Source organism: Streptomyces sp. AMJ-169, from assembly GCF_055597585.1.
The window spans coordinates 58,782-77,863 of sequence record NZ_JBVLTJ010000008.1; the positions used below are offsets into that span (position 1 = coordinate 58,782).

The 19,082-nt window shown below is 72.2% G+C and carries 19 protein-coding genes; 8 read left to right on the forward strand and 11 right to left on the reverse strand.

The features are described from left to right. Positions 1–205 precede the first annotated feature (205 nt). From ACYUD3_RS20925 to ilvE, 6 genes are all read left to right on the forward strand, one after another. Positions 206–1,261: an N-acetylneuraminate synthase family protein gene (locus tag ACYUD3_RS20925; RefSeq protein WP_470972057.1), complete on the forward strand. Its 1,056-nt coding sequence runs from the start codon at positions 206–208 to the stop codon at positions 1,259–1,261. Then, complete coding sequence (locus ACYUD3_RS20930; protein WP_470972059.1) at positions 1,254–2,051, forward strand: SDR family oxidoreductase; 798 nt, start codon at positions 1,254–1,256, stop codon at positions 2,049–2,051. Before ACYUD3_RS20925 ends, ACYUD3_RS20930 begins: the two co-directional genes overlap by 8 nt. 106 nt (positions 2,052–2,157) lie before the next feature. Further along, complete coding sequence (locus tag ACYUD3_RS20935; RefSeq protein WP_470972061.1) at positions 2,158–4,086, forward strand: transketolase C-terminal domain-containing protein; 1,929 nt, start codon at positions 2,158–2,160, stop codon at positions 4,084–4,086. An 11-nt stretch (positions 4,087–4,097) separates the two neighbouring features. Beyond that, the gene (locus ACYUD3_RS20940; protein ID WP_470972063.1) at positions 4,098–4,772 is read left to right on the forward strand and encodes an RraA family protein; all 675 of its coding nucleotides are present in this window, start codon (positions 4,098–4,100) and stop codon (positions 4,770–4,772) included. A 5-nt stretch (positions 4,773–4,777) separates the two neighbouring features. After that, positions 4,778–5,467, forward strand: coding sequence for an HAD family hydrolase (locus ACYUD3_RS20945; RefSeq protein ID WP_470972064.1), 690 nt, complete (start codon positions 4,778–4,780; stop codon positions 5,465–5,467). Continuing rightward, entirely contained in the window at positions 5,464–6,423 is a 960-nt protein-coding gene (gene ilvE / locus ACYUD3_RS20950) for a branched-chain-amino-acid transaminase (RefSeq protein WP_470972066.1), read from the forward strand. The genes ACYUD3_RS20945 and ilvE overlap by 4 nt, the downstream gene beginning before the upstream one ends. A gap of 73 nt (positions 6,424–6,496) precedes the next feature. Here the strand turns inward: ilvE and ACYUD3_RS20955 are convergent, their stop codons facing one another. From ACYUD3_RS20955 to ACYUD3_RS21005, 11 genes are all read right to left on the reverse strand, one after another. Continuing rightward, the gene (locus tag ACYUD3_RS20955; RefSeq protein ID WP_470972068.1) at positions 6,497–7,459 is read right to left on the reverse strand and encodes a zinc-binding dehydrogenase; all 963 of its coding nucleotides are present in this window, start codon (positions 7,457–7,459) and stop codon (positions 6,497–6,499) included. Next, the gene (locus ACYUD3_RS20960; protein ID WP_470972070.1) at positions 7,459–8,220 is read right to left on the reverse strand and encodes an SDR family NAD(P)-dependent oxidoreductase; all 762 of its coding nucleotides are present in this window, start codon (positions 8,218–8,220) and stop codon (positions 7,459–7,461) included. Before ACYUD3_RS20960 ends, ACYUD3_RS20955 begins: the two co-directional genes overlap by 1 nt. A gap of 16 nt (positions 8,221–8,236) precedes the next feature. Next, positions 8,237–9,274, reverse strand: coding sequence for a 3-oxoacyl-ACP synthase III family protein (locus tag ACYUD3_RS20965; protein WP_470972072.1), 1,038 nt, complete (start codon positions 9,272–9,274; stop codon positions 8,237–8,239). Between the two features lie 38 nt (positions 9,275–9,312). After that, positions 9,313–10,107, reverse strand: a complete 795-nt coding sequence (locus tag ACYUD3_RS20970) for an enoyl-CoA hydratase/isomerase family protein (protein ID WP_470972074.1) — start codon at positions 10,105–10,107, stop codon at positions 9,313–9,315. Positions 10,108–10,323: 216 nt separating this feature from the next. Further along, on the reverse strand, positions 10,324–11,883 hold the full coding sequence (locus ACYUD3_RS20975) for an MFS transporter (RefSeq protein ID WP_470972076.1): 1,560 nt from the start codon (positions 11,881–11,883) through the stop codon (positions 10,324–10,326). A gap of 99 nt (positions 11,884–11,982) precedes the next feature. Next, positions 11,983–12,834 (reverse strand): SDR family oxidoreductase, encoded by an 852-nt coding sequence (locus tag ACYUD3_RS20980; RefSeq protein ID WP_470972078.1) that lies wholly within the window; start codon positions 12,832–12,834, stop codon positions 11,983–11,985. Positions 12,835–12,904: 70 nt separating this feature from the next. Then, positions 12,905–14,395: an aldehyde dehydrogenase family protein gene (locus ACYUD3_RS20985; protein WP_470972079.1), complete on the reverse strand. Its 1,491-nt coding sequence runs from the start codon at positions 14,393–14,395 to the stop codon at positions 12,905–12,907. A 48-nt stretch (positions 14,396–14,443) separates the two neighbouring features. After that, positions 14,444–15,613 (reverse strand): NAD(P)/FAD-dependent oxidoreductase, encoded by a 1,170-nt coding sequence (locus ACYUD3_RS20990; protein ID WP_470972081.1) that lies wholly within the window; start codon positions 15,611–15,613, stop codon positions 14,444–14,446. After that, complete coding sequence (locus tag ACYUD3_RS20995) at positions 15,610–15,804, reverse strand: ferredoxin (protein WP_470972083.1); 195 nt, start codon at positions 15,802–15,804, stop codon at positions 15,610–15,612. The genes ACYUD3_RS20990 and ACYUD3_RS20995 overlap by 4 nt, the downstream gene beginning before the upstream one ends. A gap of 28 nt (positions 15,805–15,832) precedes the next feature. Then, positions 15,833–17,065, reverse strand: coding sequence for a cytochrome P450 (locus tag ACYUD3_RS21000; RefSeq protein ID WP_470972084.1), 1,233 nt, complete (start codon positions 17,063–17,065; stop codon positions 15,833–15,835). 242 nt (positions 17,066–17,307) lie between these two features. Then, positions 17,308–18,015, reverse strand: a complete 708-nt coding sequence (locus ACYUD3_RS21005) for a TetR/AcrR family transcriptional regulator (protein ID WP_470972086.1) — start codon at positions 18,013–18,015, stop codon at positions 17,308–17,310. A gap of 170 nt (positions 18,016–18,185) precedes the next feature. Between ACYUD3_RS21005 and ACYUD3_RS21010 the strand changes: the two genes are divergently transcribed. Both ACYUD3_RS21010 and ACYUD3_RS21015 read left to right on the forward strand, forming a co-directional pair. Further along, positions 18,186–18,578 carry a nuclear transport factor 2 family protein gene (locus ACYUD3_RS21010; protein WP_470972088.1) on the forward strand — a complete coding sequence of 131 codons (393 nt, stop codon included), beginning with the start codon at positions 18,186–18,188 and terminating at the stop codon, positions 18,576–18,578. Positions 18,579–18,652: 74 nt separating this feature from the next. Continuing rightward, entirely contained in the window at positions 18,653–19,069 is a 417-nt protein-coding gene (locus ACYUD3_RS21015) for a carboxymuconolactone decarboxylase family protein (RefSeq protein WP_470972090.1), read from the forward strand. The last annotated feature ends 13 nt before the right edge of the window (positions 19,070–19,082 follow it).

Sequence of the window (19,082 nt, forward strand, 5' to 3'; positions counted from 1 at the left end):
GGACCGCGGGACCGGGCCGCCCGACCGGCGCCTCCCCGAACCTGGGTTCCACAGACATAGGAAAGCCCGTACAAGAGACGGAGCCCGGAAGAGCGGCTTTCCTGTGATTCGCTGAAGAGCGAGAGACCGGGAACATCGTCGCCGCCGCTCCGGCCGTCACCGTGCCGCGGCGGGCCTGGGAAAACGTATCCGCCCGGAGGGTGAAATGCAGTCACGCGAGCTGACCATCAAAGACCGCACGATATCGGACGACTCCGACAGCTATGTGATAGCCGAGATCGGGCACAATCACGGCGGCAGCCCGGACCGCGCCGAGGACCTCTTCCGCGCGGCGGCCGAAGCGGGCGCGGACGCCGTGAAGCTCCAGAAACGCGACAACCGGGCCCTGTTCACCGGCGCGATGTACGACGAGCCCTACACCGGCCCCAACAGCTTCGGCCCCACCTACGGCGCCCACCGCGAGGCCCTCGAACTCGGCCGCGCCGACTACGAACGCCTCGGCAGGCTGGCCGCGGAACTCGGCGTCGACTTCATGTCCACCGCCTTCGACCACTCCAGCGTCGACTTCCTCACCGAGGTCGGCGTCGAGGTCCTCAAGATCGCCTCGGGCGACCTCACCAACACCCCGCTCCTCGCGTACGCCGCGAAGACCGGCCTCCCCCTGGTGGTCAGCACCGGCGGCGCGGACCTGGCCGACGTCCGCAGGGCCTGCGACACCGTCCTCCCGCTCAACCCCCGCCTCGCGCTGCTCCAGTGCACCGCCGTCTACCCCGCCCGGCCCGACCAGCTCAACCTGTCGGTGATCGGGGCCTTCCGCGAAGAGTTCCCCGGCGTCGTGATCGGCTTCTCCGGGCACGACCTCGGGCCGCAACTGAGCTGGACCGCCCACGCGTTGGGCGCCCGCGTCATCGAGAAGCACTTCACCCTCGACCGCGAGGCCCAGGGCACCGACCACCGCTTCTCCCTCGACCCCGCCGACCTCAAGGAACTGGTGACAGGTCTGCGCCGGGTGCGGGAGGCGCTCGGCAGCCCGGTCAAGCGGACGCTGGACGAAGAGGCGGGCGCGCTGCGCAAGATGGGCAAGAAACTCGTCGCCGCCCGCGACCTGCCCGCCGGCCACCGCCTCGGCGAGACGGACCTCGCCGTCAAGTCCCCGGGCGACGGCATGAAGCCGTACGAGCTGGACGACGTCGTCGGCAAGGTCCTCGCCGGACCCCTCGCCCAGGACGCCGACCTCACGCCGGGAATCCTGCGTGACTGACCTCAGCGGAAAGGCCGCCGTCGTCACCGGCGTCCTCGGCCGGCTCGGGCCGGTGTGGACCGGCGCCCTGCTGTCGGCCGGCGCCCGGGTGCTCGGACTCGACGTGGGCACCCGGCGCCCCGAGGCGCTTCAGCGGACGCTGAAGGCGTACCCCGAGGACGCCTTCGCCCTCGTCCGCGCCGACGTCACCGACCGGGCGAGCCTCACCGCCGCCCTCGACGTCTGCCGGGAGCGCTTCGGCACCCCGGACGTCCTCGTCAACAACGCCGGCATCGACCAGCCGCCCGCCACCACCGAGAGCTGGCGCTTCGAGGACATCCCGGACGACGTCTCGGCCGCCGTCCTCGACGTCAACGCGCTCGGCACCCTGCGCGTCTGCCAGGTCTTCGGCTCGGCCATGGCCCGGCGCGGCGGCGGCTCGGTCGTCAACATCGGCTCGCTGTACGGCTCGACCGCGCCCGACCCCCGCCTCTACGACCACCTCCCCGTCGACCCGCCGTTCCTCAAACCCCCCGCGTACGCCGTCTCCAAGGCCGGCGTGGCCTCGCTCAGCCGCTATCTCGCGGCGCTGTGGGGGCCCAGCGGGGTACGCGTCAACACACTGTCCCCGGGCGGGGTGCGCGGCGGCCAGGACGAGCTGTTCCAGGCGAAGTTCACCGCGAAGGTGCCGCTGCGGCGGATGGCGGAGGAGACGGACCTCACGGGGCCGCTGCTGTTCCTCGCGTCGGAGCAGAGCGCGTACGTCACGGGGACGGAGCTGATGGTCGACGGGGGGTTCGGGTGCTGGTGAACCCCCTTCCGGCCGCCGCTCCGGCCCCTCCGGCAGCGACCCGCAACGACGCGGCAGCGACCCGCAACGACGCGGGAGCGACCCGCATGACTCGGGAGCGACACGCATGACCACCCCCAGGACGCTCGCCTGGCTCCCCCGCCGGGAGTTCACCAGGACCCTCGCCGCACTGACCGACCCGCACGACCGGGCCGAGGCCTTCGCCACGCTCTCCCGGATCAACACCCTCTACATGATCGGCAAGGCGGGCTCGGGACACCTCGGCTCCAGCTTCAGCGCGGCGGACGTCGTGAGCTGGCTGCTGCTGGAGGAGCTGAACCGGCCCGGCGCGGCCGACGGTGACGTCTACTTCTCCTCCAAGGGACATGACGCCCCCGGCCTGTACGCGTCCCTGATCGGCCTCGGCCTGCTCGGCGAAGACCTCCTGCACCAACTGCGCCGGCTCGGTGGACTCCCCGGCCACCCCGACGTCGCCACCCCCCACATGCCGTTCAACACCGGCTCGCTCGGCATGGGCATCTCCAAGGCGAAGGGCCTCATCCTCGCCGACCGGCTGCGCGGGCGCCGCCGCCGGGTCTACGTCATGACCGGGGACGGCGAACTCCAGGAGGGCCAGATCTGGGAGTCGCTGCCGAGCGCGGCGCACCGGAGGATGGGCGAACTCACCGTCGTCGTCGACCACAACAAGCTCCAGTCCGACACCTGGGTGACCGACGTCAACGACCTCGGCGACCTGGAGGCCCGCTTCGCCGCCTCCGGCTGGGGCGTGCTGCGCTGCGACGGCAACGACAGCCGCGCGCTGGAGAGGACGTTCCGCCGCCGCGCCGAGGAGTTCGCGGGCCGCCCCGTGGCGATCGTCGCCGACACCGTCAAGGGCGCCGGCGCCGAGCGCTGCGCCGCCACCTCGATGCCCGCGGGCGAATGGCGCTACCGCTACCACAGCGGCGCCCCTTCCCCCGCCGACCACGCCGAGATCCACGCCGAACTCACCGCCCGCGTCGACGCGTTGCTGCACCGCCACGCCCTCCCCCCACTCGCCCCGCACACCACCGACGTCCCCGCGCCCATCGCCGCCTCCGGCCCCCGGCTGCCCGAGGTGTACGGCCGGACGCTCGCCGACCGGGCCGTCGAGGACACCCGGATCGTGGCCCTCGACGCCGACCTGGTCCTGGACACCGGCCTGATCCCCTTCCGTGACGCCCACCCCACCCGGTTCGTGGAGTGCGGGATCGCCGAACAGGACATGGTCTCCATGGCCGGGGGCCTCGCCGCCGGGGGACTGCTGCCCTTCGTGCACAGCTTCTCCTGCTTCCTGCACGCTCGGCCGAACGAGCAGATCTACAACAACGCCACGGAACGCCGCCGCGTCGTCTACACCGGCTCCCTCGCCGGACTCCTGCCCGCCGCGCCCGGCCACTCCCACCAGGCGGTGCGCGACACCAGTGCGGTCGGCGCGGCGCCCGGGCTCGTCGTCCTCGCCCCCGCCTCACCGGCCCAGACCGAGGCCGCCGTCGACTACTGCCTCGACGCCGAGGACAGCGTCTACCTGCGGCTGTCCAGCGTGCCCTGCCCGCCCGAAGTCGCCGCGCTCCCTTGCGAGTCGCTGGTCACCGGACGGGGTGAGCGGGTCCGCGCCGGGGACGGGCGGACCGTGGCGATCGGCTCGGGCCCCGTCGTCCTCACCGAACTCCTGCGCGCCGCCGACCTGCTGGCCGCCGACGGCATCGGCCTCACGGTCGTCAACCTGCCGTGGCTCAACCGCGTCGACCCCGGCTGGCTCGCCGAACTCGCCGCCGGGGCCGACCAGTTGTTCGTCGCCGAGGACCACTACGAGCGCGGCGGCCAGGCCGACCTGATCGCCCGCGCCCTCCTCGCCCTGCCCCCGCTCACCCTGCCCCGCTTCCAGGGCATCGGCCTCACCGAGATCCCCCGCTGCGGCACCCCGGAGGAAGCGCTCGACGCGCACGGCCTGAGCGCGGCCCGGCTCGCCGGGACGATACGGACCTCCGTACGCCAAGGCACCCTCACCCCCTGAGAAAGGACCCCATGGAAACCGTCCGCAACGAACTCGAGCGACCGCCCGCCGACATCGTCGAGGCCTTCCGCGAGGTGCTCAAGGAGTACAGCCCCAGCTGTCTCGTCACCGACGCCCGCCGCCGGGTCGGCGCCATCGGCGGGCTGCTGCCGGTCGTACCGAGCCACCGCATCGCCGGGCCCGCGCTCACCGTCGACCTGTCCATCGACGACCTCGTCGACTGCATGCCCGTCCTCGCCCTCGCCCGGCCCGGCGACGTCATCGTCATCGCCTGCCACGAGACGCGGCGCACCGCGATGTGGGGCGGGCTGATGGCGACGCTGTCGCAGAAGGCGGGGGTCGCCGGAGGGATCGTCGACGGGGCGATCCGCGACGTCGACGAGATCCGCGACCTCGGCTTCCCCGTCTGGTACCGGGGCACCGTCCCGCGCGCCTCGCCGACCGCCGTGCACGACCGCACCGAGCCCGTCGCCGTCAACGTGCCGGTCGTCGTCGACGGGCAGGTCATCAACCCCGGTGACATCGTCGTCGCCGACGAGAACGGCATCGCCGTCGTCCCGCCGGACCTCGCGACCGACGTTCTGGAGCGCACCCGCGCGCAGATCGACAAGGAACGCGTCATCCGCGAGAAGATCTCCTCCGGCGCGACCGTGGCCGAACTGCTCGCCGAGTTCGGGCACTTGTAGAGCCGATGCTCACACGCGACGGCGACCGGGTGAGCGCCGCGCCCCGCGCGCTCTTCCTCGACTTCGACGGGGTGGTCTGCGACACCGAGCGGGCCGCCCGGCGCTCCTGGGAGGAGCTGTACGCGCGCTCCGGGCTGCGGCTGCCGGCGCGGGTGTGGCACCGGATGGTGGGCACCGCGGCGGGCGCCGAACTCGCCCGCGCCGACCTGGGGGCGCGGCGCGCGGCCCCGGTGGCCGCCGGGGAACTCGCCTGGCGGCAGGCGCGCAAGGCCGACCTCGCGGACCGGGAGCCGCTGCGCCCCGGCGTCGCCGCACTCGTCGACCGCGCACGGGAGTTGGGGCTCCCGGTCGCGGTCGTGTCGAGCGGGGAGCGGCGCTGGGTGCGCGGGCACCTGGACCGGCTGGGGCTGCTCGGCCGGCTCTCCTTCACCGTCACCGGGGAGGAGGCGGCGGCCCGGAAACCGGCGCCCGACCTGTATCTGCTGGCGCTGCGCAGGGCCGGGGTGCCGGCGGGCGCGGCGCTCGCCGTCGAGGACTCGCCGACGGGCGTCACGGCCGCCCGCGCGGCGGGGCTGACGTGCGTCGCGGTCCCCACGGCCGACTCCGCGCCGCTGTCCGGCAGCGGCGCGGACGTTGTCGTGAACAGCCTGGAACTGCTCGGACTTGACCCTTCATCAGATCTGGACACACGATGACGACGCATCTCGCCATGGACGCCCTCGCCGCACCCGGTGCGGCCACCGCGCAGTGGATCTGGCGCGACGGGGCCCTGGAGCCCTGGAAAGAGGCGACGGTGCATGTCACCGCCGTCGGACACGCCTCGGTGGCCGCCGTGTTCGAGGGCATCAAGGCCTACCGGTCGGCCGACGGGGAGCGATTGTCGGTGTTCCGGCTGGACGAGCACCTGGACCGGCTCCTCGACTCGGCCCGGCTGTGCCGCGTCGACATCCCCTACAGCAAAGGGGAGTTGAGGACGGCCGTCCTCGACACGCTCCGCGCGAACGACTACCGCGACGACGTCTACATCCGGCCCTGGGCCTTCCCGAAGGGGCTGATCCGCGAACAGATGGTGCCGGCCGGCACGGTGTGCGAAGTCGTCGTCGACACCTGGCCGTTCACCAGCCACCTCTTCACCGAGCGCGCCTGCCGCGCGGCCGTGAGCAGCTGGGTGCGGATCGGGGACGCGCAGATGCCGCCGCGCGCCAAGGCGTTCTCGAACTACCACAACGGCCGCCTCGCCGTCCTGGAGGCCAAGGCGGGCGGTCACGACTGGCCGGTCCTCCTCAACTCCCGCCACCAGGTGAGCGAGGGCCCCGGCGCCTGCGTCGCCCTCGTCCGCCACGGCAAGGTCATCACCCCCAGCCTGACCAGCGACGTCCTGGACAGCATCACCCGCTCCACTGCCCTCACCCTCCTGCGCGAGGCCGGCCTCCCGGTCGAGGAACGCGAGGTCGACCGCTCCGAACTCCACCTGGCCGACGAGATCTTCTACCTCGGCACGGCGTGGGAGATCCTCCCGGTCGGCCACATCGACGGGCTGCGGGTCGGGGACGGGGGGACGGGTCCGGTGGCGCGGCTGCTGGAGCGGGCGTACGACGACGTGGTGCGCGGGGCCGACGGGCGGCACGCGGAGTGGCGTACCGAGGTGTGACGGTACGACTTATCGGGGCGGCTCGCGGGGCCGGCGCGGCCCAAGGCGCGGCCCCGGAAGCCGGTCGGACAAGTCAGATCTCGAAGACCACCTTCCCGAACACCTCCCCCTCCGCCATCCGCGCGAACCCGGTCCGCGCCCGCCGCAGCGGGTACACCGTGTCGATCAGCGGGCGCACCCCGCTCGTCCGGCAGAACTCGATCAGCCGGGCCAGCTCCTCGCGTGTCCCGATCGTGGAGCCGGCCAGCCGCAGTCCGCGCCGGCGGATCAGGTCGAGGCGGAGGTCGGCCGGGTCGCCGGTGGTGGCGCCCGAGACGACCAGGCTGCCGCCCTCCCGCAGCGCGCCGACCGAGTGGGACCAGGTGGCCGCGCCGACCGTCTCGATCACGGTGTCCACCGGGTGGGGGAGGGGCGCGCCCGGCGCGAAGACGGCGGACGCGCCCAGGGCGAGCGCCCGTTTGCGCTTGCCGGCGTCACGGCTCGTGGCCCACACCTCGTGGCCGGCCGCCGAGGCGAGCGCGATCGCGGCCGTGGCGACCCCGCCGCCCGCGCCCTGCACCAACACCCGCCCCCCGGGCCGGAGTTCGGCGCGAGTGAAGAGCATCCGGTAGGCGGTGAGGTAGGTGCTGGAGAGGCAGGCGGCCTCCGCGTGGCTCAGGAAGTCCGGTTTCGGCAGCAGGTTCCAGCGGGGCACGGCGAGGCGTTCGGCGAACGTCCCGTCGTACTTCTCGGTGAGGAAGCTCTTCGGCTCGCCGGTGTCCAGGCCGTGGCCCGTCTCGCCGATGACGGCGTGCACGATGACGTCCCGGCCGTCCTCGTCGACGGCGGCGCCGTCGCAGCCCAGGACCAGCGGCAGCCGGCCGGGGGAGACGCCCACGCCGCGCAGCGTCCACAGGTCGTGGTGGTTGAGCGAGGCGGCCTTCATCCGGACGACCGTCCAGTCCGGGCGGCGCGCCACGGGTTCGGGGTGCTCGCCCAGGGACAGCCCGTCGAGCGGGCTGTCCGGGGCGACTCGGGCCGCGGTGACGGCGAACATCAGACGACACCCAGCCGCACGGCCGCGTCCAGCCGGATGACCTCGCCGTTGAGCATCGGATTCTCGACGACATGGGCGACCAGCGCCGCGAACTCCTCGGGCCGGCCCAGCCGTCGGGGGTGCGGAGTCTGGCGCATCAGTGCCGCCCCCATCTCGTCCTTGATCCCGGCGAGCATCGGCGTCTCGAACAGCCCCGGCGCCACGGTCACCACCCGGATCGCGTGCCGGGCCAGATCCCGGGCGAGCGGCAGCGTCATCCCGTTCACCGCCGCCTTGGACGCGGCGTAGGCGGCCTGCCCGGCCATCCCGTCGTACCCGGCGATCGACGACGTGCACACGATCACCCCCCGGTCCCCGTCGACCGGTTCGTTCCCCGCCATGACCTCCGCCGCCAGCCGTACGACGTGGAAGGTGCCCAGCAGATTGACGCGGACGACCTCCTCGAACTCGGCGGCGGGCAGCGGGCCCCTGCGGGTCAGGACGCGGCCGACGCGGGCGGAGCCCGAGCAGTTGACGGCGATGCCGAGCCGCCCTCGGCCCGCGGCCTCGGTGACGGCCGCCGCGACGTCGGTCTCGTCCCCGACGTCACCGCGGACGAAGACCGCCTCGCCGCCCAGTTCGGCCACGGCCTTCGCGCCCCGCTCCGGATCCCGGCCGGTGACGACGACCCGGGCGCCCGCGTCCAGCAGCCGCCGGGCCAGCGCGAGCCCGAGACCCGACGTGCCGCCGACGACGAGAGCGGCGTTCCCTGCGATGTTCATGTTCTCCCCCGCCGCTTCACGGAGCCGGCAGGTAGTCGTCCTGCCCCGCCCACCGCACGAGCGTCGCGCCCGTGCTCATCCCCGAACCGAAGGACACCAGCACGACGTTGTCGCCGGCCTTGACCCGCCCGGAGTCGACCGCCTCCCGCAGCGCCAGCGCGATCCCGGAGCCGGAGGTGTTGCCGTACTTCTGGACGGTCGTGAACGTCCGCTCCCGCGGCAGCCCGACCTCCTTGAGGAGGGCGTGGATCAGGTGGTAGTTGGCCTGGTGGAAGAGGATCAGGTCGACGTCGTCCAAGGACACCCCGGTGTCCTTGGACAGCTTCTGCACCAGGGGCGGTATGTGCTCCATCGCGAAGTCCTTCACCGGGCGCCCGTTCATCACCGCGAACCGGTCGCCGAACGCCGACTGCTTGGGGCGCCCGTCGGCGAACGTGCGCTGCTCACGGCCCGCGTACGCCGTGTAGTAGGCGCTCGGGAAACTCGCCAGGTGCGCCGAGCTGACGCCCGTGCCCGGCGCGGTCGGCTCCAGCAGGTAGCAGGCCGCGCCGTCGCCGAAGATGACCCCGACCGTGCGGTCCTCGGGGTCGAACAGCTTGGAGTTGACGTCCGCGAGGACCACCGCGACCCGCCGGTACGCCCCGGAGCGGACGAACTTGGCGCCCACGTCGAGCGCGAACACCCCGCCGCCGCAGCCGCCGCTGTTCACGTCGAAGCCCGGGACGCCCTCGATGCCGATCTTGCGCATGATGCCCACCGCGGCGGCCGGGATGATGTCGTCCGCCGTGTACGTACCGCAGATCACCAGGTCGACGGAGTGCGGGTCGACGCCGGCCTGCTCGCAGGCGTCCAGCAGGGCGGCGGCGCCGAGGTCGGTCGTCCACTCGTCCTCCGCGGCCCAGCGGCGCTCCTTGACCCCGATGTACGTGGTGATCCAGTCGTCGGTGGTGTCGAAGAGCCGCTCCAGCTCGGCGTTGGTGACGACGCGGTCGGGGACACGGGCGCCGATGGCGCGGATGCCGACGCCGGGTGACTCGGTCGCGGTGAGGGTCATGGGACGTCACTCCTAGGGTGAAGGGGCGGTTCGGTGGGTCAGCGGCCTTCGAAGCGGGGTGCCCTGCGTTCGGTGAACGCGGCGATCCCCTCGGCGGCGTCGGCGGTGGCGGCGATCGCGCGCAGCGTCGCCGCCTCGTCGTCCAGGTGCTCGGCCAGGCCCCGCCGGCCGGCCGCGCGCAGCAGCCGGCCGGTCTCGGCGTAGGCCCGGGTGGGCCCGGCCGCCAGCCGTGCGGCGACCTCCGCCGCGCGCTCGGCGAGCCGGCCGGCCGGCACGACCTCGGTGCACAGCCCCCACTCGAGCGCCTCCGCGGCCTCCAGGACATGCCCGAGCAGGATCATCCGCTGGGCCCTGCGCACCCCGACGAGCTGCGGGAGCCGCTGGGTGACGGCGCCGTCGGGGGTCAGCCCCAGCTCGGCGTAGGCGGTGCGGAAGGTGGTGCCCTCCTCGGCGAGCAGGATGTCGGCGAGGAGGGCGATACCGAGGCCGCCGCCCGCGACCTGCCCGCTGACGGCGATGACCAGCGGGGCGTCGTGCGCGGCGAGCCGGGCCAGGGCCGCGTGCCCGTACCCGGCCACCGTCATCAGGTGGCGGGGCAGGTCGCCGGCGCCCCGGAAGTCGCCGAGGTCGCCGCCGACGCAGAAGTGCGGTCCGGCGCCGGTGAGCAGCACACAGCGGGCCGCCGCCACCTGAGGCAGATGCGCCGCCTCGAACAGCTCGCGGGCGCAGGCCAGATCGATCGCGTTGCGGCGCTCGGGGCGGTCGAGGGTGATATGGGCGACGCCGTTCTCGCACCGCAACCGGAGCGAGGTGAATTCCCCGGAGAAAGTCATTGCGGCGACCCGGGGAATACGCGTCCTGTTCCCGGCCACAACTCCGCTGAACTGCCGGGGGAATTACCGGCCGGCGGCCATTTCGCCGGGGCCTGGGCTGCGATGACTGAGCGCATGACCGCATCGTGGCACGGGCGCCGCGGCAGCGGACGGTCTGGAACGGTGCACGGTAGACCTAGGTTCGCCGGGCATGGGAATAAGGGTGCGGGAACGGATTCACGCGCTCGGCCGCGCCCCCTTTTCCGGCGCGGGAGACGCCGTTTCACCGTTCTTCGCCGGCAGATCGAGGCTGTCGCGCAGATTGACCGGCTTGAGCAGCACGGCCGCGAGCACGGCGAGCGCGGCGGCCCCGGCCGCGAGCAGGAACGCCTGCGCCGTCGCGTCCCCGTAGGCGACCCGGACGATCTCCCGCATCACGGGCGAGGACTGGTCCGCGCCCGAGAGCCCGGCCGCCGCCGCGCCGTCCGCGATCCCGCTGTCGACCCGCCGGGCCAGTACCGCGCCAAGGACGGATACCCCGATCGTGCCGCCCAGGGACCGGAAGAAGGACACCGTGGAACTCGCCGACCCGATGTCCTTCAGCGGCACGGTGTTCTGCACGACGAGGATGAAGTTCTGCAACGTCATCCCGATCCCCATGCCGACGCACAGCATCGCCCCGCACAGGAACAGCATCGACGTCCCGCTGTCGATGGTCCCGAGCCCCGCCGACCCGACGGTGAGCAGCACCGCGCCCGTGATCACGTACGGCTTGATCGCGCCGCTGCGGCTGATCAGCCGGCCCGCGACGATCGAGGCGATCAGCGTCCCGGCCATCATCGGAATCGTCAACAGCCCCGACTCGGTGGGCGACTTGCCCCGGCTGAGCTGGAAGTACTGGCTCAGGAACACCGAGGCCCCGAACATGGCCGTGCCCACGGCGAGACTGCCGAGGATCGCCAGCGAGGTGGTGCGCTGCCGCACGATGGCGAGCGGTACGACCGGCTCGGCGGCGCGCTGCTCGACCCACACGGCCGCGCCGAGCAGGGCCAGCCCGCCGGACACCATGGCGGCCGTCTGCCACGACGCCCACGCGAAGGAGCCGTCGACGAACGACACCCAGATCAGCAGCACGCTCACCCCGGCGGCGATCAGCGTCGCCCCCAGGTAGTCGATGCGCACGTTCTCCCGGCGGATGACCGGCAGTCGCAAAGTCCGCTGGAGCAGGACCAGCGCCACGGCGGCGACGGGTATGCCGACGAAGAAGCACCACCGCCAGCCCAGCCACGAGGTGTCCACGATGACACCGCCGAGCAGCGGACCGCCGATGGTCGACGACGAGGTGACACCGCTGATGTAACCGCTGTAACGGCCGCGCTCACGGGGGGAGATCATGGCCGCGAGCGCGATCGTGACGAGCGCCTGCACCCCGCCCACCCCGATGCCCTGGAGGGCCCGCGCGGCGATCAGCTGCCCGCCGGTCTGGCTGAACCCGCAGGCCAGCGCGCCGATCATGTAGATCGCGGTGGCGGCCTGGACGAGCACCTTCTTGCTGAACAGGTCGGCGAGCTTGCCCCAGATCGGGGTCGTCGCCGTCGCGGTGAGGAGGGTCGCGGTGACGACCCACGTGTACTGGGTCTGCGTCCCGTCCACGGACCTGATGATCCGCGGCAGCGCGCTGGAGACGACCGTGCTGCTGAGGGTCGAGACGAAGAGCGCGAGGAGCAGTCCGGTCAGTGCCTTCAGCACCTGCCGGTGAGTGGTGGGGGTGGTCTGCGGGGGGCTCGACTCGTTCACTGTGTTCCCGCTTCTGGAGCTGGAGGGATGGAGAGGGGAGGAAACGCGTGAGGGCCGGTGCGCGGATTTCGCGCACCGGCCTGGAGCTGGGGGGGAGGGTCAGGCGCCCGCGGCCCCGATCAGCGGACGGTCCAGCGAGTCGGCCGCGCGGCCGAGGAGCTGGAGGTTACGGGTGCCGAAGTCCACCAGGAGCGGCTGCCCGGAGATGTAGCGCGCCGCGTGCGAGTTGAGGAACACCACCGGGTCGGCCATCTCCTCCGGCGTGGCCAGCCGCTGGATCAGCCCGGCCCGCGACTCCAGTGACTCACGCCCGCCGGACATCCTCGCGAAGTCCTCCGTCAGACCCGTCTCGGTGCTCGTGGGCAGCACGGAGTTGACCCGGATCCCGAGGGCGGCGAGGTCGGTCGCGCTGTGCGCCATGAACAGGTTCAGCACCCGCTTGGACAGCGCGTACGCGGCCGGACCGGGCTGGTCCTGGAGCCCGAGGCCCTCGATCGCGGCGACGATGCCGTCCCAGCCCTCGGCCTGTATCAGCACCTCCAGCTCGTCCTGGTAGCGCTCCCAGTTGACGCCGCCCATCGAGGTCACGTAGACGACGGCGCCGCCGTCACCCATCCGCGCCTTCAGGTAGGTGTCCGAAATGTACTTGTAGGAGCCGTAGTTGATCAGCAGCGTCGTGTTGTAGTCGTGCTGCATGCCCGAGACGCCGGCCACGCCGAAGAACGTGTCGACGTGCTCGGGGAGCGATTTGAAGGCGCGGTCGATGTCGTCGCGCAGCGCCAGGTTCGCCTGGATCGTGGAGGCGAGGCCCGGCAGGTCGGTCGGCGCGTAGTCGATGGCGTGCACCTCGGCGCCCAGCTCCACGAGCCGGCGCGCCGTCGCCTTGCCGATGCCGGAGGCGGCGCCGGTCACGACCGCGGTGGTGCCCTCGTACTTCAGGTAGTCGTTCATGTGCCCAGTTCCTCTCGCCCGCTCCGGTGCCGGACGCGGGTGCGTGCTGTGAGTGGGGGGAGTGCTCGCGTCAGGCGAGCGGGAGCGCGAGCGCGGAGCCGATGGTCTTCGTCTCGGTGTAGGCCTCGAAGCCCTCACGGCCGCCCTCGCGGCCGATGCCGCTGGACTTGTAGCCGCCGAACGGGGCGTCCCCGCCGGAGAACGTGCCACCGTTGATCATGAAGCTGCCGACCCGGACAGCCTGCGCGATCCGCAGGGCGCGCTCCGTGGACGCCGACTGGATGTACCCGGCGAGCCCGTACCGGCTCGCGTTGGCCAGCCGGACGGCCTCCTCGTCGGTGTCGAACGGCGTCACCGTCAGGACCGGTCCGAAGATCTCCTCCTGCGCGATGGTGGAGTCGTTGTCGACGTCGACGAAGAGCGTCGGCTCGACCCAGAAGCCCGGCCGGTCGGGGATGCCGCCGCCGGCGGCGAGCCGCGCGCCCTCCTCCTGCCCGATCCGGATGTAGTCGGCGATCCGGTCCCGCTGCCGGGCCGAGACGACCGGTCCGGCCAGCGTCTTCTGGTCGTTCGGGTCCGCGCAGGAGAGCTGCGAGAACGCCTGGGTGAGACCGGCGACGACCTTGTCGTAGACGGGGCGCTGCACGAGCAGCCGGGTCGGCAGCGCGCAGCCCTGGCCGGCGTGGGCGAGCGCGCCGAGCGCCTGCGGGATCGCCTGGGTGAGGTCGGCGTCGTCGAGGATGATCGACGCGCTCTTCCCGCCGAGCTCCAGCATCGTGCGCTTGAAGGTCGGCGCGGAGCGCTCCAGGACGCGCCGGCCGGTGAGCGTGGAACCGGTGAACGACACCATGTCGACGCGCGGGTCGGTCAGCAGCAGCTCGGCCGCGTCGAGGCTGCGGGTCGGCACCACGTTGACGACACCGGCCGGGATGTCGGTGCGCTCGGCGACGAGCCGCCCGATGCGGGTGGTGTTCCACGGCGTCTCGGGCGCCGGCTTGGCGACGACCGTGTTGCCGGCGGCGAGCGCGGCGGCGAGCTTGCCGAGCATCAGCCCGAAGGGGAAGTTCCAGGGGGCGATGGCGCCGACGACCCCGACCGCCTCCTTGACCACCCACCGCTGGCTCGGCTCGTCCGAGAACCGGTTGACCGCGTCGTCGAGCCGGCGCACCCACTCGAACTGCTCGATGTGGTCGATGTACCAGCGGAACTTCTGTAGCGGCTCCTCCAGTTGCGCGCTGTAGGTGAGCATGCGCGGGGCACCGACCTCCGCGATCAGCTCCTCGCGCAGCTCCTCCTTCTCCTCGGTCAGCGCGTCGAGGAGCTGCGTCAGCACCCGCTTGCGCAGCTGGCGGTCGACCGCCCAGTCCGTCTCGTCGAACGCGCGCCGGGCCGCGCCGATCGCGTCGAGCATGTCGTCGGGGGCCGCGTCGGCGACCTTGCCCAGGACGGTGCCGTCGGCCGGGTTGAGCACCTCGAACGTGGCGCCGCCCGTGGCGTCGCGGAGCTTCCCGTCGATCAGCATCCGCTCTTCGTGCGCGGGGGCCGGGGGAGTGTCGGACATCTTCGTCCTCCTGTTGTGTGGGGGGGAGAGGGAGATATGGGGGGTGGGTCAGGGGGTGGGCACGGTGTCGGCCCAGCGCGCGCCGGCCGCGATCGACTGCCGCCACTGCCGCAGCGCCTTGGGCGGCATCCCGACGGCGAGGGCGCCCGCGACCCGCTCGCCGGTGCGGTACGCGGCCACGAACCGGCGCTCGGTCAAGTCGCCGTCGACGACGGCGACTTCGTCGTGCCCGCGCAGATAGCCGTACGCCTGGATCTTCATGTCGTACTGGTCGGACCAGAAGTACGGGACCGGGGCGAAGGACTTGCGGGCCTGCGGGGCGGCGAGCAGGTTGCGGGCCGCCGCCATGCCCTGCTCGGCCGCGTTGGTGCGGTGCTCGACGCGCATCGAGGTGCCGAACAGCGGGTTGTGCCAGCGGGCCACGTCACCGGCCGCGTAGACGCCCGGCGCGGCCTCGCAGTACTCGTCGCACACCACGCCGTCGGCGATGTCCAGGCCGCTGTCCGCCAGCCACTCGGTGTTCGGCAGCGAACCGATGGCCAGCAGCACCTCGTCCGCCTCGACGAGTTCACCGCCCGCGAGCAGCACCCCGTCCTCGGTCACCTCGGACACCGACACCCCGCAGCGCAGGTCCACGCCCCGCTCCAGGTGGGCCCGGGTCAGCACCTCGCCGGTCGCGGTGCCGACCGCGTGGGCCAGCGGCACCGGCGCCGGTTCGAGCAGGGTCACCTTCGCGCCGAGGCCCCACGCGACGGAGGCGGCCTCCGCGCCGAGGAAACCGGCGCCCACCACGACCAGCCGCCGCCCGGGGGCCAGCCGCTCGCGCAGCCGCAGCGTGTCGTCGAGGGTGCGCAGCACATGTGCCCGGGTCCCCGGCAGCGTCCGGGGCCGCACCCCGGTCGCGATGACCAGCCCGTCGTACGGGACCTCCTGGCCGTCCGCCAACCGCACGCTCCGGCCTTCGAGTTCGAGGCCGGCGGCGGCGACGCCGAGGCGCAGGTCGAGGTCCAGGGCGGCCAGGTCGGACGGGGCGCGCAGGGCGAGCCGGCCGGCGTCCCACTCGCCGGACAGGAACTGCTTCGACAGCGGCGGCCGGTCGTAGGGCGCCTCCGGCTCGGCGCCGATCAGGGTGAGGGTGCCTTCGTAGCCTTCCCTGCGGAAGGTCTCGGCCGCCGCGAGCCCGGCGGCCGAGGCGCCGACGACGACGATCCGGTTCACTCCCGCACCAGCCGGATCGCCGCGGCCGGGCAGACCGCCACGGCTTCCCGCACACCCTCGACGAGGTCGTCGCCGATCCGCTCCTCCAGCAGGATCGCGATACCGTCGTCGTCCTGGTCGAAGACGTCCGTCGCGACGAGCACACACTGGCCCGAGGCGACGCACTTGTCGGCTTCCAGCTCCACCTTCATGGCGTTTCCCTTGCTTGAGGTGCGGTTCTCACCAGGAGACGGGCAGTTCGTGGACGCCGTAGATGAAGGCGTCGTGCTTGAACTTCACGTCCTCGAAGGCGCAGGCGAGCTTGAGCGTGGGGATGCGCCGGTAGAGGGTGCCGTAGACGACCTGGAGCTCCATGCGGGCCAGCGGCTGGCCCAGGCACTGGTGGACGCCGAAGCCGAACGCCACGTGCCGGCGGGCGTCGCGGGTGAGGTCGAGCCGGTCGGGGTCCTCGAACACCTCGGGGTCCCGGTTGCCCATCTCGTTGATCATGATGACGCCCTCGCCGGCCTTGATGACCTGGCCGCCCACCTCGATGTCCTCGGTGACCGCGCGCCGCCGCCCCTGATGGGTGATGTGCAGATAGCGCAGCAGTTCCTCGACGGCGGAGGCGACCAGCTTCGGGTCCTCCGTCCGCCGCAGCAGGTCGAGCTGGTCGGGGTGCTCGAGCAGGGCGAGGGTGCCCAGGGCGATCATGTTCGCGGTGGTCTCGTGGCCCGCGATCAGCAGGAGCAGCGCCATCTCCGTGGCCTGGCCGTGCGTCAGCTCGCCCGCCGTGACCCGCCCCGCGATGCTGGAGAGCAGATCGTCGCGCGGCTCCTCGAACCGCTGGGCGATCTGGCCGGCCAGGTACCCGGCCATCGCCCGGGTCGCCGCGCCGCGCTCCTCGGGGGAGGCGGTCGTACGGACCATCGTCTTGGTGTTCTCCTGGAACAGCTCGTGGTCGGAGTAGGGCACGCCGAGCAGTTCGCAGATCACCAGGGAGGGGATCGGCAGGGCGAAGGCCTCCACCAGGTCCACCGGGCCCTCGCGCTCCAGCAGTTCGTCGATCAGCTCGTCCACGATCCGCTGCACGGCCGGGCGCAGGGCCTCGATCTTCTTGACGGCGAAGGGGGCGGTCACCATCCGGCGCAGCCGGGCGTGCTCCGGGTCGTCCATCATGATGAAGCTGAGCTTGCCCTCGCCCGCCTCGGAGCTGGCCTTCGCCGGGTAGCCGGGCTGGTCGGGGTCGGCGCTGGCCCGCTCGTCGCCCAGGAGGGCGCGCTGTTCGGCGTAGCGGGTCACGAGCCACGACTCGCTGCCGTCCCACAGACGTACCTTCGTCAGCGGGCCCTGCTCCTGGAGCCGCTTCAGACCGGGCGGCGGGTCGAACGGGCAGCGGTCCGCCCGTGGCATGGGGAACTCGGGGGTGGTGTCCGGTTCCTCGTGTGCGGGACCGGCCAGGGTGTCGGCCATGGGTCTCCTCGGTGGTGGGGGCTCCGCGGGGGAGCGGAGAGCCGGGGGGAAGGGGGTGAGGCCTCGATGAGCAGATGCAAACAAGGAGGACTGACGCCTGCCTGCCGGACACCTGACGGGAGCCTGACGTGATCCACGTCACGCTTCCCGTGTGGCCAACTTCCCAACGCCGTGGAGGAGTTGTGCGAACGCATGGCTGAATCCCGGACGGCAGAGGCGCGTCCGGGGGGCCTGGCTCTCTTCTAGCTTTCTTCGGCCGCCCCCTCCCACTCCGCCTCCGGATCGAGCGGCAGGCCGGGGTGCTCCCGTTTGAACGCCGCCGCCTGCTCCTCGATCGTCGGCAGCGCGTGGTCCGGCGCGCCGAAACCGCGGAACAGGGTCGTGCAGTACTCCTGGGAGAGGAACGCCGCGTCCCAGCGGCCCTCCGTGTTCACCCACTGGTAGGTGTGGTTGTGCAGGTTGAGGAACTGCAAGGTCGCGAGCCTGGGCGGCATCGTGCGGAAGACGTGCTGCTGCATGGCCTCGGTGAGCAGCTCGGAGACCACCTGCTCGAAGTCGGCGCGCTGGCCCAGGAGGGTCTTCAGTTCGGCGCCGCTGAGGGAGCGGTAGTCGTGTTCGTAGACCCAGATGTGGTCCAGCCGGCGGAACATGATGGTCAGCAAGGACTCCGACAGCAGCCGCAGCCGCAGCAGCGGGCCGGTGTCGAGGGCGGCGATCTGGCGGGCCCGGGCCAGCAGCGGGCCCATCACCCGGGACTGGACCTCGACCAGCAGGTTCTCTTTGGACTCGATGTAGTAGTACAGGGCGCCCTTGGCGAGCCCGACCGCGCGCCCCAGGTCGTTGATGGAGGTCGCCGCGTAGCCCTGCCGCGCGAACAGTGATGCCGCGATGTCGATGATCTTCTGACGTCTGACCTCGAAACCCGGCCCGTGGCCCGGTGGTCGTGGCATCGGTGCGCTCCCCGCTCTGTGTGGCGATGTCGATGGTGGTGTCGAGATTGTACCGATCGGTCAACAACGGTGACTCCGCAGGTGAATGGCCCCGCGCTCGGGGTGTGGTGTATCAATAGACCAAGTGGTCGAAACAATGGCTCGGCCACCTGTCCCGGGAGGGAAGACCCATGACCGTTTCCGCCGAAGCCGTCCTGGCCGGTGTGCAGTCCACGATCGCCGCCTACGCCCACGCCATCGACGCCGGCAACACCGCCGTCGTCCCCGACCTCTTCACCGAGGACGGCATCGCCGAGATCGCCGGACAGGGCACCTTCGCGGGCCGCGAGGCGATCCGCGAGCTGTACAGCGCCTTCGCCCCGAAGGCCCCGCAACTGCACCTGGTCGGCAACACCCTGCTCACCTCGCCGCCCGGCGACGAGGTCACCGCCAGCAGCAACTTCGTGTTCTACGTGGGCGGCGACGACGGCTGGCGGATCGAGTTCGTCGGCGGCTACGAGGACACGCTGACCTGCGAGGACGGCCGCTGGAAGTTCCGCAGGCGGATCATGTCCTTCAAGTGACGTTGTCTGTATCGACCGATTGAACTAACTTTCGCTCAGGTGAACCGCACAGAGCCGTGCCGAAGGAGCCGCGCATGACGACCCACGACCTCCAGGAACCCGCCGCGGAAGGGTCCGGGCCCCCCGAAGACCTGCGGGCCGCGGGCTGGCGAGCCATGCGCGCGGCGATGCCCGGGGTCTTCCCGGAGGGCGAGGTGGACCTGCGCGACGGCCGGCTCGGGGAAGAGCTCGTCGACATCGGCCTGACCAGCGTCTGGGGCTCCCTGTGGAGCCGCGAGGGGCTCGGCCCCCGGGACCGCAGCCTGGTCACGCTGGGCCTGCTGATCGCGCTGGGCGCCGAGAAGGAGCTCCAGACCCATGTGCGGATCGCCCTCACCAACGGCGTCACCAAGGACGAGATCGCCGAGGTGGTCTACCACTCCGCCGGCTACGCCGGTTTCCCCGCAGCGGTGGCGGCCCGGACCGTCGCCCGCGAGGCTTTGGGCGAGTGACGGCGAACGCCCG

Excerpts from the sequence above, each read along its gene's own strand:
- ACYUD3_RS20925 (WP_470972057.1), top strand. The coding sequence starts at position 206 with ATGCAGTCACGCGAGCTGACCATCAAAGACCGCACGATATCGGACGAC.
- ACYUD3_RS20935 (WP_470972061.1), top strand. The coding sequence starts at position 2,158 with ATGACCACCCCCAGGACGCTCGCCTGGCTCCCCCGCCGGGAGTTCACC.
- ACYUD3_RS20940 (WP_470972063.1), top strand. The coding sequence starts at position 4,098 with ATGGAAACCGTCCGCAACGAACTCGAGCGACCGCCCGCCGACATCGTC.
- ACYUD3_RS20945 (WP_470972064.1), top strand. The coding sequence starts at position 4,778 with ATGCTCACACGCGACGGCGACCGGGTGAGCGCCGCGCCCCGCGCGCTC.
- ilvE (WP_470972066.1), top strand. The coding sequence starts at position 5,464 with ATGACGACGCATCTCGCCATGGACGCCCTCGCCGCACCCGGTGCGGCC.
- ACYUD3_RS20955 (WP_470972068.1), bottom strand. The coding sequence starts at position 7,459 with ATGTTCGCCGTCACCGCGGCCCGAGTCGCCCCGGACAGCCCGCTCGAC.
- ACYUD3_RS20960 (WP_470972070.1), bottom strand. The coding sequence starts at position 8,220 with ATGAACATCGCAGGGAACGCCGCTCTCGTCGTCGGCGGCACGTCGGGT.
- ACYUD3_RS20965 (WP_470972072.1), bottom strand. The coding sequence starts at position 9,274 with ATGACCCTCACCGCGACCGAGTCACCCGGCGTCGGCATCCGCGCCATC.
- ACYUD3_RS20970 (WP_470972074.1), bottom strand. The coding sequence starts at position 10,107 with ATGACTTTCTCCGGGGAATTCACCTCGCTCCGGTTGCGGTGCGAGAAC.
- ACYUD3_RS20980 (WP_470972078.1), bottom strand. The coding sequence starts at position 12,834 with ATGAACGACTACCTGAAGTACGAGGGCACCACCGCGGTCGTGACCGGC.
- ACYUD3_RS20985 (WP_470972079.1), bottom strand. The coding sequence starts at position 14,395 with ATGTCCGACACTCCCCCGGCCCCCGCGCACGAAGAGCGGATGCTGATC.
- ACYUD3_RS20995 (WP_470972083.1), bottom strand. The coding sequence starts at position 15,804 with ATGAAGGTGGAGCTGGAAGCCGACAAGTGCGTCGCCTCGGGCCAGTGT.
- ACYUD3_RS21000 (WP_470972084.1), bottom strand. The coding sequence starts at position 17,065 with ATGGCCGACACCCTGGCCGGTCCCGCACACGAGGAACCGGACACCACC.
- ACYUD3_RS21005 (WP_470972086.1), bottom strand. The coding sequence starts at position 18,015 with ATGCCACGACCACCGGGCCACGGGCCGGGTTTCGAGGTCAGACGTCAG.
- ACYUD3_RS21010 (WP_470972088.1), top strand. The coding sequence starts at position 18,186 with ATGACCGTTTCCGCCGAAGCCGTCCTGGCCGGTGTGCAGTCCACGATC.
- ACYUD3_RS21015 (WP_470972090.1), top strand. The coding sequence starts at position 18,653 with ATGACGACCCACGACCTCCAGGAACCCGCCGCGGAAGGGTCCGGGCCC.